This window comes from Subdoligranulum sp. APC924/74, assembly GCF_003324125.1.
GTDB lineage: Bacteria > Bacillota > Clostridia > Oscillospirales > Ruminococcaceae > Gemmiger > Gemmiger qucibialis.
The window spans coordinates 21,007-35,579 of sequence record NZ_PSQF01000026.1 but is presented as its reverse complement, the minus strand read 5'-3'; the positions used below and the strand labels follow the sequence as shown (position 1 = coordinate 35,579).

Genomic DNA, 14,573 nt, shown 5'->3' with positions numbered 1-14,573 from the left:
TGGAATTGTTTTTCGTGATTTTCCATCACGTTTAAGGTTCCACAAGTTTCAGTATTGTTCAATTTTCAAGGTCCTGCTTGCTCTCCTCTCGGACAGCTCAATTATTATATCAAAGGTCGTACTTTTTGTCAAGCACTTTTTCGATATTTTTTTGAGCTTTCCAAACGCCTTTTTAAAAGCTTTCCACCCGCACGCTGTCCGGTTCCCCGCTGCGTTTTTGCTGGTACATCGCTTTTATTTGGCTTTTGAAGAGCTGCTGTCTTGCGCGACAGCTTATTTATAATACCACACTTTCAACCATTGTCAACACCTTTTTTCGATTTTTTTCATAATTTTTTTGATTTATTTTTGGGCAGGGTGCATATGGGCGCTTTAACGTGGTTTCTCTATTCTATCAAATTCAATCCCCTTTCTATCCCTTATTCATCCCCCATGTTCCCCTATACATTAATGCAATCTCGCAACACTCTCAAGCATTCTCTCTCACTTTCTAATCACATCAATCCCGCTTTTCTCTGGCTTTTCCTCGCAGTGTTCCCAGTTTCTATTCATTTTATTTCCCCTCCCGGTTCCCGCCTATTCTTTTCCCTACCAAATTTGTTACTTTTATGAGAATTTAAGTCCAAGTTTGTTGATTTTGGCGAATTTTTATGTATAATGTTAGGTAGGAGAATACGCAATCGTATATCTCAATTGCTTTCTGTGATATTCTATGGCTGGATAGCGCAGAATACACATGACCATTCTTAAGGAAAGAGGTATTTGTAACATGGCAAATCTGGATCTTACCAAGTATGGCATCACCGGCACGACTGAGATCGTGCACAACCCTTCCTACGAGCTGCTGTTCGAGGAAGAGACCAAGCCCGAACTGGTAGGCTACGAAAAGGGTCAGGTCAGCGAGCTGGGTGCTGTCAACGTTATGACTGGTGTTTACACTGGCCGTTCCCCCAAGGATAAGTACATCGTCATGGACGAAAACTCCAAGGACACCGTTTGGTGGACTTCTGACGAGTACAAGAACGACAACCATCCCATGAGCGAGAGCACCTGGGCTACCGTTAAGGATATCGCCAAGAAGGAACTGTGCAACAAGCGCCTGTTCGTTGTTGACGCTTTCTGCGGCGCTAACAAGGATACCCGCATGGCCATTCGCTTCATCGTGGAAGTGGCCTGGCAGGCACACTTTGTTACCAACATGTTCATCAAGCCCACCGCCGAGGAACTGGAAAACTTTGAGCCTGACTTCGTTGTTTACAACGCTTCCAAGGCTAAGGTTGAGAACTACAAGGAACTGGGCCTGAACAGCGAGACCTGCGTTGCCTTCAACATCACCAGCCATGAGCAGGTTATCATCAACACCTGGTACGGCGGCGAGATGAAGAAGGGCATGTTCTCCATGATGAACTACTTCCTGCCGCTGAAGGGCATGGCTTCCATGCACTGCTCCGCCAACACCGATAAGGAAGGCAAGAACACCGCCATCTTCTTCGGTCTGTCCGGCACCGGCAAGACCACCCTGTCCACCGACCCGAAGCGCTTGCTGATCGGCGACGACGAGCACGGCTGGGACGACAACGGCGTCTTCAACTTTGAGGGTGGCTGCTACGCCAAAGTCATCAACCTGGACAAAGATTCTGAGCCTGACATCTACAACGCCATCAAGCGCAACGCTCTGCTGGAGAACGTCTCCCTCGACGCCGAAGGCAAGATCGATTTCGCTGATAAGAGCGTGACCGAGAACACTCGTGTTTCCTACCCCATCAACCACATTCAGAACATCGTTCGCCCGATTTCTTCTGCTCCGGCAGCCAAGAATGTTATCTTCCTGTCTGCTGACGCATTCGGCGTTCTGCCCCCGGTCTCCATCCTGACCCCGGCTCAGACCCAGTACTACTTCCTGTCTGGCTTTACCGCAAAGCTGGCCGGCACCGAGCGCGGCATCACCGAGCCCACCCCGACCTTCTCTGCTTGCTTCGGCCAGGCATTCCTGGAACTGCATCCCACCAAGTATGCTGAAGAGCTGGTCAAGAAGATGGAAAAGAGCGGCGCTAAGGCTTACCTGGTCAACACTGGCTGGAACGGCACTGGCAAGCGTATCTCCATCAAGGATACCCGCGGCATCATCGACGCTATCCTGAGCGGCGCTATCAACGAAGCCCCGACCAAGAAGATCCCGTACTTCGATTTCGAAGTTCCCACTTCTCTGCCCGGCGTTGATCCCGCTATCCTCGATCCTCGTGACACCTATGCAGATGCTGCTGAGTGGAACAAGAAGGCTGAGGACCTGGCAGGCCGCTTCATCAAGAACTTCGCCAAGTACGAAGGCAACGAGCACGGCAAGGCTCTGGTCTCTGCCGGCCCGCAGCTGTAATTTCTGCTGCAAGTTCTGTGCACAAGCCGCCTAAGGCTTGATTTGTTGTAACGAATAACACCCCCGCCCCGGCGCATGGCCTGCTGCAGAGCAGTGCCGCACCTGAGCGGGGGTGTTTTTATTTTGCCGGGCCAGCATGCACAGCAGCCCGCACAAGAGAAGAAAATATCAGGGCACAAAAAACCACCCGCCGCAGTCCCCTTGCAGGGGGCTGCGGCGGGCGGCATATTTTCAGGGTTTGGGGTTAGTAAACAAAGGGTTCAGAACAAATTACTTGTTCTCAGGCAGATGCCACTTCCAGTCGATGATCTCAGGCAGATCCTGGCCAACTTCGTGGATGTAGTTCTTATGAGCAACCAGCTTGTCGTTCATCTGCTGGATCAGATAAGCGCCCTTGTTGCCCAGCTGCGGCAGGTGCTGCAGGGCATCCTTAACCAGGTGGAAGCGGTCGATCTCGTTCTGCACGCGCATATCGAACGGCGTGGTGATGGTGCCTTCCTCCTGGTAGCCATGGACAGACAGGTTGCGGTTGGTACGCTCGTAGGTCAGCTCATGGATCAGGGTCGGGTAACCATGGAATGCGAAGATGATCGGCTTATCCTTGGTGAACAGAGCATCGTAATCAGCGTCAGACAGGCCATGAGGATGCTTGGTGTTGGGCTCAAGCTTCATCAGGTCAACAACGTTGACAACGCGGATCTTCAGTTCGGGCATTGCGTCGCGCAGGATGGTGACAGCAGCCAGAGTTTCCAGGGTCGGGGTATCGCCGCAGCAAGCCATGACGACATCCGGCTCTTCGCCTGCATCGCTGGAAGCCCAATCCCAGATGCCAACGCCCTGGGTGCAGTGCTTAACAGCCTGCTCCATGGTCAGCCACTGGGGACGCGGATGCTTGGAGGTGACCAGTACGTTGACATAGTCACGGCTGCGGACACAGTGGTCGAAGCAGCTCAGCAAGCAGTTGGTATCCGGCGGCAGGTACAGGCGGACAACGTCTGCCTTCTTGTTGGCGATGTGATCCAGGAAGCCGGGATCCTGATGGGTGAAGCCATTGTGATCCTGCTGCCATACGTTGGAGGTCAGGATCAGGTTCAGGGAAGCAATGCTCTGGCGCCAGGGCAGCTGGCTGCAAACCTTCAGCCACTTAGCATGCTGTGCAACCATGGAGTCCACCACGCGGATGAAGCTCTCGTAGGAAGCAAAGAAGCCGTGACGACCGGTCAGCAGGTAGCCTTCCAGCCAGCCTTCGCACATATGCTCGGACAGCATGGAGTCCATGATGCGGCCGTCGTGTGCCAGGAATTCATCGCCCGGGATGATGGTGGAGTTCCAATCACGCTGGGTAGCTTCGAAGCACTTGTACAGACGGTTGGACATGGTCTCGTCAGGTCCAAAGATGCGGAAGTTTTTAGCATCAGCATTCAGCTTGAGCACGTCGCGGATGTAACCGCCCAGCTCGATCATATCCTGCTTCTCGACAGAGCCGGGGAACGGGATATCCACTGCATACTGCTTGAAATCGGGGGTACGCAGGTCACGCAGCAGCTTGCCGCCGTTTGCGTGCGGGTTGGCAGCCAGACGGCGGTCGCCGGTGGGAGCCAGTTCCTGCAGTTCGGGGATCAGGGTGCCGTTCTCGTCGAACAGTTCCTCAGCATGGTAGCTGTGCAGCCATTCTTCGATCTGCTTCAGGTGCTCTTCCTGGTTCGGGGTGCCGACAGTGATGTCGATGGGCACCTGGTGTGCACGGAAGGTGCCCTCGATGGGCTTGCCGTCCACTACCTTCGGGCCAGTCCAGCCCTTCGGGGTGCGCAGAACGATCATAGGCCACTGGATATGGCCCATATCCTCGCCAGCACGGGCGCGCTTCTGGATGTCGTGGATCTCTTCGATGACGGTATCCAGGGTCTCAGCCATCTTCTCGTGCATGGTCATCGGGTCGTCGCCTTCAACGAAGTACGGCTTCCAGGAGCAGCCACGGAAGAAGCTCTCCATCTCTTCATGGGTCATACGGCCAAAGATGGTGGGGTTGGAGATCTTGTAGCCATTCAGGTGCAGGATGGGCAGAACAGCGCCGTCACCCACGGGGTTCAGGAACTTGTTGGACTGCCAGCTGGTGGCCAGGGGGCCGGTCTCAGCTTCGCCGTCGCCAACGGTAACTGCGCAGATCAGATCCGGGTTATCGAACACAGCGCCAAATGCGTGTGCGATGGAGTAGCCCAGCTCACCGCCTTCGTTGATGGAGCCCGGAGTTTCGGGTGCAACGTGGCTGGAGATGCCGCCGGGGAAAGAGAACTGCTTGAACAGCTTCTTCATGCCCTCTTCATCACGGCTGATGTTGGGGTAAACTTCAGAGTAGGTGCCATCCAGGTAAGCGTTGGCAACAAAGAAGTTTCCTCCGTGGCCCGGGCCGGAGATCAGGATCATATCCTGGTCGTACTTCTTGATGACACGGTTCAGGTGAACATAAACGAAGTTCTGGCCAGGCACGGTGCCCCAGTGGCCAACGATCTTCTTCTTCACGTCGTCACGGGTCAGCGGACGGCGCAGCATGGGGTTATCGAGCAGGTACAGCTGGCCTGCTGCCAGGTAGTTGCTGGCACGCCAATAGGCATCGATCTTTTTCAGTTCGGACGGATTCAGCATAATGTTCCTCCCTAGATTTTTGTTTTTTTACGGTTTTTCCCTACGCTTAACAGTATAGTGACTGTTACCGAAACAAAATAGTGGATTCCGTTCTTGTTGCTGGATTGTGGTTCAGCTTTTTATGCCAGATCAAGCAAACGGATTCTCGGTCGGGTACGGCAGGCTCTTGGGCTGGTTGTAAGCGATGTCCTGAATGCCCAGGAACTTGAGGACCTCAAACAGGATCTTGCCGTAATGACCGAATGCAACGGCGCCGTGGTGCGGGTAACGCTTCTGGACCAGAACATGGCGGTAGAAACGGCCCATCTCATGGATGCCGAAGATTGCAATGCCGCCGAAGGAGCGGGTAGCAACAGGCAGGATCTCGCCCTCTGCAATATAGGAGCGCAGGTTGCCCTCGCTGTCGCACTGCAGACGGTAGAAGGTGATGTCAGAAGGTGCAATGTCACCTTCCAGGGTGCCGCGGGTGAAGTCGGGATCGCTGCCGGCCGGCTCCAGCAGACGGTGCTGGATGAGCTGATACTTAACGGCACGGTCACTGCACATCTTGCAGGCCGGGGTGTTGCCGCAGTGGAAGCCCATGAAGGTATCGGTCAGGCTGTAATCAAACTTGCCTGCGATGTCCTCATCGTAAATGTACTGGGGCACGCTGTTGTTGATGTCCAGCAGGGTAACGGTATCGCCGGAAGCACACATGCCGATGTACTCGGACAGAGCGCCGTAGATATCAACTTCGCAGGAAACGGGGATGCCGCGGCTTACCAGGCGGGAGTTGACATAGCAGGGCTCAAAGCCGAACTGAGAGGGGAATGCAGGCCAGCACTTGTCAGCAAAAGCAACGTACTTCTTGTTGCCCTTGTGTGCATCTGCCCAGTCCAGCAGGGTCAGCTCAAACTGAGCCATGCGGGCCAGCAGGTCGGGATAGTAGTGGCCTTCGCCCATCTCGGCAGCCATATCCTTGCAGACATCCTCGATGCGCGGGTCATTTGCATGCTCTTTGTAGGAAACCAGCAGGTCCAGCTCGCTGTTCTCTTCCACTTCAACGCCCAGCTCGTACAGGCCCTTGATGGGTGCGTTGCAGGCAAAGAAGTCCTGCGGGCGGGGGCCGAAGGTGATGATCTTCAGATCACGCACACCCAGCAGGGTGCGGGCGATGGGAACGAACTCGATCATCTTGTCAGCGATCTCATCAGCAGTGCCGATGGGGTATTCGGGGATGTAGCCCTTCAGGTGGCGCATACCCAGGTTGTAGGAGCAGTTCAGCATGCCGCAGTAAGCATCGCCGCGGCCGTTGATCATGTCACCGTCGCCTTCAGCAGCTGCAACAAACATGCAGGGGCCGTTGAAGAACTTTGCGATCAGGGTTTCCGGAGTTTCGGGGCCAAAGTTGCCCAGGAAAACGGTCAGAGCATTGCAGCCAGCCTCGGTAACCTCGGCAACAGCCTTCTCCATGTCCTTCTCGTTCTCAACAGTGGTCTTTGCCTCGTACAGGTCCAGACCCTTAGCCTGGCAGGCTGCCACGATAGCGGCGCGGCGCTTTTCGCTCAGCTGAATGGGGAAACAGTCACGGCTGACGGCAACAATGCCCAGCTTGACTTCAGGGATGTTGGTAGACTTCATAAGTTTGCCCTCCGTTTATTTTTTAATTTTGCTCTGCTCAATATCAAGTTAGGAAGTAGGAGTTGATGGTGTGCGCCTGCACGCACATTGTAACTCCTAACTCCTCCCTTCCAACTTCTAACTATTTTTACAGATCGTCTGCGATGTCGATGTTCACGCCTTCCAGGCCGACATAAGCGCCTGCGGCAGCTTCGCTGCTCTCAACATGGGCCAGCAGCCACTTGTTGCAGGCCCACAGCTGGGCGTCGTCACCGCCGTCAGCCTTGATTTCCGGCTTGGCGGTGTTGGTGCCCTGCGGCAGTGCAACCAGCACGCGGAAGCCCTTGGCCGGGTCCACATGGCAGGGTGCGTAATGCAGGGTGGTGGCGTAAACTTCCACCAGGGTGCCTGCCGGTGCGCGGAAAGCCTTGACCTTTGCGGTGTCCAGCTTACCATCGGTGATGTCGTCCATCTTGGCCAGCAGCAGGATGAAATCCTCGGTGCCCAGGTTGAACTCACTGTCGCGGTGGTATTCCAGGCAGTTCAGTTTGGTGTTGTGGCCGTTGCACCAGCCCAGCTGGACCGGCATGCCGCCAAACAGATGCTCGGAAACTTCCACCATTGCGGGCAGCCCCTGCAGAACAGGCTCCTCGGCCACATAGTCGGTAGCTTCCGGCAGCGGGGTGGTTGCCAGCGCCTGCAGGATCTCTGCCTTGGCAGCTTCCAGACCGGTCACCACACGGCCATAAGGCTTGAATTCGGGATCATTTACAGAATAGATCTTCATTGCAATGCCTCCATCTCTGCATACAGCGGCTTCAGGGCCGGGTACAGCTTGTGCCACAGCTCATAGCGGGCTGCATATTTCTTAACCAGAGCCGGATCCGGCTCGGTCACGCTCTTGATCTTGATCAGCTTATCCGCGCATTCCTGCACCGTGGCGTATTCGCCGCAGGCAACGGCTGCCAGCATGGCGCCGCCGTAACCGGGGCCCTGCTCAGTCTGGGGCAGCGCCAGGGGAATGCCCAGAATATTTGCCATGATCTCGCGCCACAGCGGGCTCTTGGCACCGCCGCCGCACAGCGTGCTGGATGCGATCTCAACGCCCTGTGCACGAGCGATCTCGACACAATCCTTGATGGCAAAGGCAACGCCTTCCAGCACAGCCTGGGTCATATCGGCGCGGGTGGAATCCATACGCAGCCCGATGAAAGAACCGCGGGCTGCGGGATCGTTATGGGGGCTGCGCTCACCCATCAGGTAAGGCAGATAGTACACATCGTTTGCACCCAGCTTTTCAGCGGTGATGGGCTCCTGCTCCTTGCCGAAGTCCTGGGTGTTCAGGATATCTTCCATCCACCACTTGTTGCAGCTTGCAGCGGACAGGATGCAGCCCATCAGGTGGTAGCCGCCGTCTGCATGGTCAAAGCTGTGCAGGGCGTTCTGCTTGTCCACACCAAAGGTGCTGCTGGTGATGAACACGGTACCGGAGGTTCCCAGCGAGATGTTGCACTTGCCGTTGCCCACAGCGCCGCAGCCAACAGCAGCGGCAGCATTGTCGCCGGCGCCGGCGCAGACCTTAACGCCTTCCGGCAAACCCAGCTTGGCAGCAGCTTCGGCGGTCAGGGTGCCAACCGGCTCCCAGCTTTCAAACAGCTTGGGCATCTTGGCTTCGCTAACGCCGCAGATATCCAGCATTTCTTTGCTCCAGCACTTGTGCTGCACATCCAGCAGCAGCATGCCGGAAGCATCGGAGTAATCGGTGCAGTGTACGCCGGTCAGCTTGTAGTTGATGTAGTCCTTCGGCAGCATGATCTTGCTGATCTTTGTAAAGTTCTCCGGCTCGGTATCGCGCATCCACAGCAGTTTGGGGGCGGTAAAGCCGGCAAATGCAATGTTTGCGGTGTACTTGCTCAGGTTTTCTTTGCCAATGACGTTGTTCAGGTATTCCACCTGCTTCTGGGTGCGGCCGTCATTCCACAAAATGCAGGGGCGGATCACTTTGTCCTGTGCATCCAGCACCACCAGGCCGTGCATCTGGCCGCCGGCACCAATACCGGCCACCTGCGAAGCATCAAAGCCGTTCAGCAGCTCCGGAATGCCTGCACAGACAGCGTCCCACCAGTCCGCGGGGTTCTGCTCGCTCCAGCCCGGATGCGGGAATGCAATGGGATATTCGCGGCTTACAATGTTGGCGATCTGCCCGTCGCCCTGCATCAGCAGCAGCTTGACTGCCGAGGTACCCAGATCGATACCAATGTAGTACATGAGCCATTCTCCTTTGCGTTGTGTTTTTTCTTGCGGTTCCCTCCGCTTTTTCTTTATTTTACCGAATTTCCCCTTGCAAGTGCAAGAAAGAGCGTATAAAATAATAGACAGAAGTTTGGGTGTTTTGGTGTTTTCACCCGGCCAAACTTTGTGTAACAAGAAAGTGAGGTTCCCCCCGTATGCTGTTCTATGAGTCTGAGCGTTCTGACCAGCACAATTATTTGTACTGCCAGCGCGACCATAACTTTAATTTTCCGGCGCATCTGCACCACAGCTTTGAATTCCTGTGTGTGCAGTCCGGCACACTGGCCTGTACGCTGGAAACCGAGCAGTACGAAGTTCACCCCGGCGAAGCCCTGCTGGTGCTGCCGGACCAAATCCACAGCTACCGCACCATTGGCGAATCTCAGAGCGTGTTATGGGTGTTTTCTACCGACTGGGTGCCAGAATTTATTTCTCAGCTGGGCCAGCGGGAGTTTATCACCCCTGTGTTCCGCATGGAAGCTGCGCCCCTGATGGAGCTGCTCTGGCCGGGCGGCAACCGCTGCAAGCAGCTGGCCGGGCTTTACCTGATCTGCGGTGCAGCGTTGGAGCAGTGCTTTTTGCAGCCGCGCCCCGTGCCGGATGTGGATGCCCACCTTTCCTCCAAAATTATCGACTATGTGCAAAAGAATTACACCCACACCCTGACGCTGGAACAGATGGCACGTGATCTTGGATATAATTACACCTATCTTTCGGCCTACTTCAACCACAGCCTGCACACCGGCTTTCAGGGTTTTATCAACCAGTACCGCATCAGCCACGCCGCCGCGCTGCTGCAGGGCAGCAGCCTGCCCATCACCCAGGTGGCCGAACAGTGCGGCTTTGGCACCATCCGCAGCTTTAACCGCGTGTTCCTAAAAGAAAAAGGCATGACCCCCAGCGCTTTCCGCAAGCAGAATGTGCTGTAGCCATACTTATTGACAGCCCCGCCGGGCATGTTATAGCGGTTGACCCTTTTAGGTTATCGAGTTCATTGAAGAACCGTCACCGGCCAGGGTGGCGGTTCTTGCTTTTTACCACTAAACCCAGCGTGATCGTCTTTCGGCCAACATAGAAAGTGAATGTAAAACGCATGGTTCTCACCTCCTCTCAGAAGTGGGGCCAACCGCCTGCCGTTGTGTGCAGTGCCTGCTGCAGATGCAGCTTAAAAAGCACATCACATTTTGTCACCCAGTGCAACAAACTACTGCAGCCGCACCATAAACTTTGGGCAACACCGCATAATTCTAAGTGCCAATACGGCGAGCGAGGTGCGGCAGCTGCTAAGCCAAAAGCGCAGATAATACTTTATGTATTATCGAGCATTTTGGCAACGCAGTTGCCGTGCCGCAGCCGCCGGAGCGGTGCTTAAGCCGTCAGGCGGGAATTATGCGGTATTGCCTTTGTTTTCTTTTCTATCTTTATAGCCAAAAAGGCACCACCGGATGAAAAGTCCGGCGGCGCCTTTTTTGCTTATCAGGTCATCAATGTCCGCGCTTTCCCACAGCACGTTACGCCTTGTTTTCCGCTTTTCCACGCGCAAACATCTTTTTCAACACCTTCGCGCACGGCTTTTCAATCAACAGCGTAATGAGCGCTGCCCCCAGCAGGGACAGCCCAAAGCACAGCAGGGTATATTGCAGCTGCCACGGCTGCTCCCCTGCCCGGTTCGGTTCCGCGCTGACGGACGGTGGAACGCCCAGCCGTTTCAGGTGAACGGCCAGGTTCTGGTGCAGCAGGTAGTAGTTCATCGAAACCGCCGCCAGCCAGCCCATCACCCGGTTACCCATCAAAAAGCGTAGCGAGCGCGCCGCAAACGGCAGGGTGAGCAGGATTCCCGCAACAGCCAGCCCCAGCAGCGGGCGGCGCATCATCTGCCCGGCCTGCAAAGCCGCCTGGCCGCTCTCCCCTGCCTGCACCCGGAAAATGCGCAGCATCCCCCAGGTGGAAAGCACGCACAGCAGCGTTGCAATCCCCTGCCATGCCATCGCTTTGCGTTTTTCCGCTGCCGGGTAGCGCTGCACCAGCCAGACATACAGCAGTGCCGCCCCCATGCCCAGCGCGTATATGTCCAAAAAGTTTGCCAGCTGGTTGACCACCATATTGTATTCATCCAGCCGCCAGACGCACCACCCGCGGAAGGCGAACGTCCCCGCTGCCATTGTCATCAGGGTGCCAAGGGGATTTTTCATCGCCCACCGCGCCAGCAGCGGGAAGATCAAATACGCCTGCATCTCGATTGCAATGGTCCAGGAAGCCACCCCGATGGGGGTTGCAATATAGGTTGCCGGGTTAAACGTCTGGGTAAAGGTCAGGTGCATCACAACATCCCGCACCATATCGGAGCTGTTATGGTACAGGTGCCAGGGCAGCGCCACGGCAAACAGCAGCGCCAGCGTGACAAAATAATAGCTGGGCACAATGCGTATGATGCGGCGCTGGTAAAACTGTTTTGTGTTCGGTACCGCCTCTCCCAGCAGCATGGCACGGGCATAGGGCAGGAACAGCAAAAAGCCAGAAAGCAAAATCGTTCCGTCCACGGGCATATACCCGGCGCGCAGCAGATAATCCAGAGAGTAACTGCCAATGCTCGGCGTCAGCCAGGATTGCTGCCAAAAGTGGTACCAGCTGACGATAAACACCAGCAGCACCCGCAGGCCGTTCAGTTCCGGTATTTTATAACAGTTCGGGCGGTATGGCTCCATGCCATCATCCCCCTCATTCCCACAAAATTTTCTTTACGCCAACGCGCAGGTTGACCAGTCTGTCCCAGGGGCCGTTGCGCTGCAGCATCATCAGCAGGCTGCTGCGGGTTGCAGGGTCGTTGGTGAACAGGGTTCCCAGCTTGCCATCCCAGCCGTATTCCCCCAGGTGCAGCGGCACCGGGCTTTCCTCCGGGGCAACGCAGACACTCATCAAATGGCCATAGCTCATGCCAAGGCGCATGGTATCCTGCCCCACAAAAATCTTGCGTTGCTCTGCGTTCAGCAGCGGCTCCGCCATCGCCTGCACCGTTTCCGGTTTCAGCAGGCGGCAGCCGTTCCATTCGCCGCCGTTCATCAGCATGGTGGCAAAGTGGGCATAATCGTCAATGGTCGAAACCATGCCTGCCCCTCCGGAAAGGAACTCCGGTAGGCTTTTCATGTTCATCTGGATGCCAAGGTGGTTCACCACATCGGGCACCGCTGCGCCGGAATTGAAATCATACGCTTGGGCAAACCGGCCACGCTTGGCTTCCGGCACATAAAAATCCGTATCCACCATCTCCAGCGGGTCCAGCAGGTTCTGCTTCAAAAAATCGCGGTAGTTCATCCCGCTGGCGGCTTCCACCGCTGCGGCCAGGATATCCGCGCTGACGCCATACCGCCAGCCCTTGCCGGGGCGGTACAGCAGCGGCAGCTTCGCCATTTCGGCAATCACCTGACGCGTGGTACGCTGCCCGCCTTTGGTAAAGGATTCCGAAATTTCATCATACAGCCTGCCCAACCCCGCCGACTGTACCGAATCGTTATCATTGTAGCCATACCCGGAGGTCATGCAGAGCAGCTGCCTGATTGTCAGGTTCGTATGCTCGCCATCCCCGAACTCCGGCAGATAGGCTGCCACCGGGGCGTCCAGGTCCAGTTTGCCGTCCTCCCATAGCTTCATCACCGCAAAGGCCGTGATGGGCTTGCTCATCGAAAACACCCGGCAGATGGTATCCCGCGCAAAGGGGATGCCCCGTTCCCGGTCCGCCATGCCCGCCTGTGCATAAGCCAGCTGTTTGCCATCCCGTAGGTAGAGCGCGCTGACACCGATAAAATCCCCCTGCCGGACCACTTGATCCAATAGGGCTTGCAATGCCTGTTCCTTTTCCATTGTTCTGCATCCCTTTCGCAGTTTCACTTTCTGCCAGTGTAGCATGAATTCTTTCTCTCTGCAATCCTGTTTTTGCCCGTTTGGCGTTGACGTACCGCCCGGCAGGTGGTATACTGGCAGCACTATCAACCAACTTATCAAGTTAAGTAATGGGTTTATTTTGCATAAACAGGAGACCCGTTATGTCATATATTTCAAAGATTGACCTTTCCACAGCCCCGCAGGAGGTCCGCGCCGCGGTGGATAACCACCTGGCCCAGGGCTACCAGCTGACCAACGAAAAGCTGACCCTGCTGCATAATGTAACGGCGTTCCATACGCTGGAAGAAAGCTCCTATGAGCTGGACCGTGAGCTGCAGCGGCTGATCGGCAAGCGCGCCGCAGATTTTTATGAGTACGCCATTTCGCTGCAAAATGACTGCCTGGTATGCAGCGCCTATTTTTCCCGCCTGCTGGAAAAGAACCATATTGACTTTGCCACCTTTGATTTTACCGATGATGAGCGCCTGCTGATCGAATATGGCCGCGCCATTGCCCGTGACCCCAAGCATGTGCCGGAGGACCTGATGCGCCTGATGCAGCAAACCTTTACTGAAGAGCAGCTTGTGGTAATTACCACAATGGGTGTTTTTATGATTGCCAACAACTATTTTAATGACATCCTGAACGTGGACCCCGCACCGGTGCAGGAATAATTCCAGCGCCAGCACGTATATGAATCATGATATAATAAAGAAGAGCTTCTCGGCCCATACCAGCCGCCAAGCTCTTCTCTTTTTATAGTTTATCGTTTTATTTCCCGGCCCTCACTCGCTCAGGCAGATGTCCCGCACCAGGTTGCCCCAGCGCTCCGGGTAGCCGGCCAGCAGTTCTTCATGCTGCAAATCCTGTTCGTGCAGGATGGGCCGGGCAAAGTGCTGCTGGTAGCGGGCTGTTCTGCTCCAGGCCGCCGCTGCCCAGAATAGCATGGTCGATATGGATGCTGCCCCGCGCCGCCAACATCCCGACAAACACCCCACCCAGTGCGCAGCTTCACCGCCGTCAACCTCACGCAAAATTTACACAGATATAACGCCGCCATGGTGGCAACGCCCGTTTGGCCCCGATATACTGGAATTATCGTCAAATACTTCTTTGCCGACCAGATCAAACCATTTTGGGCAAGCTCTGGATTGAAAGGATGGATGATGTCCCATGCTTCCCTGCCGTTCCACTTGTACCTGTGCGTTTGAAGGCTGCCACAAAACCTGCCCCCGCTGGCGGGCCATGCAGGAGCAGCAGCACGCCGAAACCGCCCGCAAAAAAGAGTATCTGCGTCAGGCGGACGAAGCTTGCCGTGCCGTGTTGAGCCAATGCCGCCGCTGCGGCGGGTATGTGTTCTCCGCGGGTTCCTATTGATTTCTAAAATCAAAAGCAGAACAGGCGCGTCCAAACCTGTGCCTGCACTGCTTCTATAGCAATTTTCAAAAAATAAGGCGAATAGCCGCAGGAATGGAACCAGCCTGAGCAGTCAGAAAGCGAAACTGTCTGAAAAGCACATTGTATCGCGTTCGGAAGAGCATCCAGCGTCCTCGCCTTGAATTTACGAAGGAAAGACTTCACCTTCGACCAGAGCTTTTCAATGGGATTCAGATCAGGACTATATGGTGGAAGATAAATGTATCGAACACCGGAGCTGTCCAGCAGATTTCTCACTGCCCTTGCATGGTGAACTGCAGCAGCACCGGGAACGGCTTGCCTTAAGTCTTTTGCCATGGTACTTTCCTCCCCAGGAGGTGCCGGGAACCTGAATTCTCAATTTCCAAGC

The 14,573-nt window shown here is 55.4% G+C and carries 13 protein-coding genes; 5 read left to right on the top strand and 8 right to left on the bottom strand.

What is annotated here, in order from left to right; genetic code table 11:
* Together C4885_RS16735 and pckA are read left to right on the top strand one after the other, a co-directional pair.
* On the top strand, positions 1-283 hold a 283-nt coding region (locus tag C4885_RS16735; protein WP_207657586.1), incomplete at its 5' end, for a hypothetical protein.
* A 486-nt stretch (positions 284-769) separates the two neighbouring features.
* The gene (gene pckA / locus C4885_RS08320; protein WP_113999877.1) at positions 770-2,374 is read left to right on the top strand and encodes a phosphoenolpyruvate carboxykinase (ATP); all 1,605 of its coding nucleotides are present in this window, start codon (positions 770-772) and stop codon (positions 2,372-2,374) included.
* Positions 2,375-2,644: 270 nt separating this feature from the next.
* On the opposite strand, the gene C4885_RS08315 is transcribed toward pckA, so the two are convergent.
* From C4885_RS08315 to xylB, 4 genes are all read right to left on the bottom strand, one after another.
* Complete coding sequence (locus C4885_RS08315) at positions 2,645-5,017, bottom strand: phosphoketolase (RefSeq protein ID WP_113999876.1); 2,373 nt, start codon at positions 5,015-5,017, stop codon at positions 2,645-2,647.
* Between the two features lie 129 nt (positions 5,018-5,146).
* Complete coding sequence (locus tag C4885_RS08310) at positions 5,147-6,637, bottom strand: L-fucose/L-arabinose isomerase family protein (protein ID WP_113999875.1); 1,491 nt, start codon at positions 6,635-6,637, stop codon at positions 5,147-5,149.
* Positions 6,638-6,764: 127 nt separating this feature from the next.
* The gene (locus C4885_RS08305; protein WP_113999874.1) at positions 6,765-7,403 is read right to left on the bottom strand and encodes a DUF4867 family protein; all 639 of its coding nucleotides are present in this window, start codon (positions 7,401-7,403) and stop codon (positions 6,765-6,767) included.
* Complete coding sequence (gene xylB, locus C4885_RS08300; RefSeq protein WP_113999873.1) at positions 7,400-8,884, bottom strand: xylulokinase; 1,485 nt, start codon at positions 8,882-8,884, stop codon at positions 7,400-7,402. The genes C4885_RS08305 and xylB overlap by 4 nt, the downstream gene beginning before the upstream one ends.
* Before the next feature lie 179 nt (positions 8,885-9,063).
* On the opposite strand from xylB, the gene C4885_RS08295 reads away from it, so the two are divergent.
* Positions 9,064-9,837, top strand: a complete 774-nt coding sequence (locus C4885_RS08295; RefSeq protein WP_113999872.1) for an AraC family transcriptional regulator — start codon at positions 9,064-9,066, stop codon at positions 9,835-9,837.
* Between the two features lie 582 nt (positions 9,838-10,419).
* On the opposite strand, the gene C4885_RS08290 is transcribed toward C4885_RS08295, so the two are convergent.
* Both C4885_RS08290 and C4885_RS08285 read right to left on the bottom strand, forming a co-directional pair.
* Entirely contained in the window at positions 10,420-11,613 is a 1,194-nt protein-coding gene (locus C4885_RS08290) for an acyltransferase (protein ID WP_113999871.1), read from the bottom strand.
* A gap of 13 nt (positions 11,614-11,626) precedes the next feature.
* Complete coding sequence (locus tag C4885_RS08285; RefSeq protein WP_158538846.1) at positions 11,627-12,766, bottom strand: serine hydrolase; 1,140 nt, start codon at positions 12,764-12,766, stop codon at positions 11,627-11,629.
* A gap of 182 nt (positions 12,767-12,948) precedes the next feature.
* Here C4885_RS08285 and C4885_RS08280 point away from each other — a divergent pair, with 182 nt between their 5' ends.
* Entirely contained in the window at positions 12,949-13,461 is a 513-nt protein-coding gene (locus C4885_RS08280) for a carboxymuconolactone decarboxylase family protein (protein WP_113999869.1), read from the top strand.
* Positions 13,462-13,572: 111 nt separating this feature from the next.
* Here the strand turns inward: C4885_RS08280 and C4885_RS08275 are convergent, their stop codons facing one another.
* Positions 13,573-13,734 carry a hypothetical protein gene (locus tag C4885_RS08275; RefSeq protein WP_242979517.1) on the bottom strand — a complete coding sequence of 54 codons (162 nt, stop codon included), beginning with the start codon at positions 13,732-13,734 and terminating at the stop codon, positions 13,573-13,575.
* 226 nt (positions 13,735-13,960) lie between these two features.
* On the opposite strand from C4885_RS08275, the gene C4885_RS08270 reads away from it, so the two are divergent.
* A complete protein-coding gene (locus C4885_RS08270) occupies positions 13,961-14,164 on the top strand; it encodes a hypothetical protein (protein ID WP_113999868.1) in 204 nt (67 codons plus the stop codon).
* Between the two features lie 9 nt (positions 14,165-14,173).
* Here C4885_RS08270 and C4885_RS17300 read toward each other — a convergent pair whose 3' ends face one another.
* Positions 14,174-14,521 (bottom strand): transposase, encoded by a 348-nt coding sequence (locus C4885_RS17300; protein ID WP_113999867.1) that lies wholly within the window; start codon positions 14,519-14,521, stop codon positions 14,174-14,176.
* Between the last annotated feature and the right edge of the window lie 52 nt (positions 14,522-14,573).

What these genes read in the sequence shown, in the direction of transcription:
- pckA (WP_113999877.1), top strand. Translation starts at nt 770, where the DNA reads ATGGCAAATCTGGATCTTACCAAGTATGGCATCACCGGCACGACTGAG.
- C4885_RS08315 (WP_113999876.1), bottom strand. Translation starts at nt 5,017, where the DNA reads ATGCTGAATCCGTCCGAACTGAAAAAGATCGATGCCTATTGGCGTGCC.
- C4885_RS08310 (WP_113999875.1), bottom strand. Translation starts at nt 6,637, where the DNA reads ATGAAGTCTACCAACATCCCTGAAGTCAAGCTGGGCATTGTTGCCGTC.
- C4885_RS08305 (WP_113999874.1), bottom strand. Translation starts at nt 7,403, where the DNA reads ATGAAGATCTATTCTGTAAATGATCCCGAATTCAAGCCTTATGGCCGT.
- xylB (WP_113999873.1), bottom strand. Translation starts at nt 8,884, where the DNA reads ATGTACTACATTGGTATCGATCTGGGTACCTCGGCAGTCAAGCTGCTG.
- C4885_RS08295 (WP_113999872.1), top strand. Translation starts at nt 9,064, where the DNA reads ATGCTGTTCTATGAGTCTGAGCGTTCTGACCAGCACAATTATTTGTAC.
- C4885_RS08290 (WP_113999871.1), bottom strand. Translation starts at nt 11,613, where the DNA reads ATGGAGCCATACCGCCCGAACTGTTATAAAATACCGGAACTGAACGGC.
- C4885_RS08285 (WP_158538846.1), bottom strand. Translation starts at nt 12,766, where the DNA reads ATGGAAAAGGAACAGGCATTGCAAGCCCTATTGGATCAAGTGGTCCGG.
- C4885_RS08280 (WP_113999869.1), top strand. Translation starts at nt 12,949, where the DNA reads ATGTCATATATTTCAAAGATTGACCTTTCCACAGCCCCGCAGGAGGTC.
- C4885_RS08275 (WP_242979517.1), bottom strand. Translation starts at nt 13,734, where the DNA reads ATGCTATTCTGGGCAGCGGCGGCCTGGAGCAGAACAGCCCGCTACCAG.
- C4885_RS08270 (WP_113999868.1), top strand. Translation starts at nt 13,961, where the DNA reads ATGCTTCCCTGCCGTTCCACTTGTACCTGTGCGTTTGAAGGCTGCCAC.
- C4885_RS17300 (WP_113999867.1), bottom strand. Translation starts at nt 14,521, where the DNA reads ATGGCAAAAGACTTAAGGCAAGCCGTTCCCGGTGCTGCTGCAGTTCAC.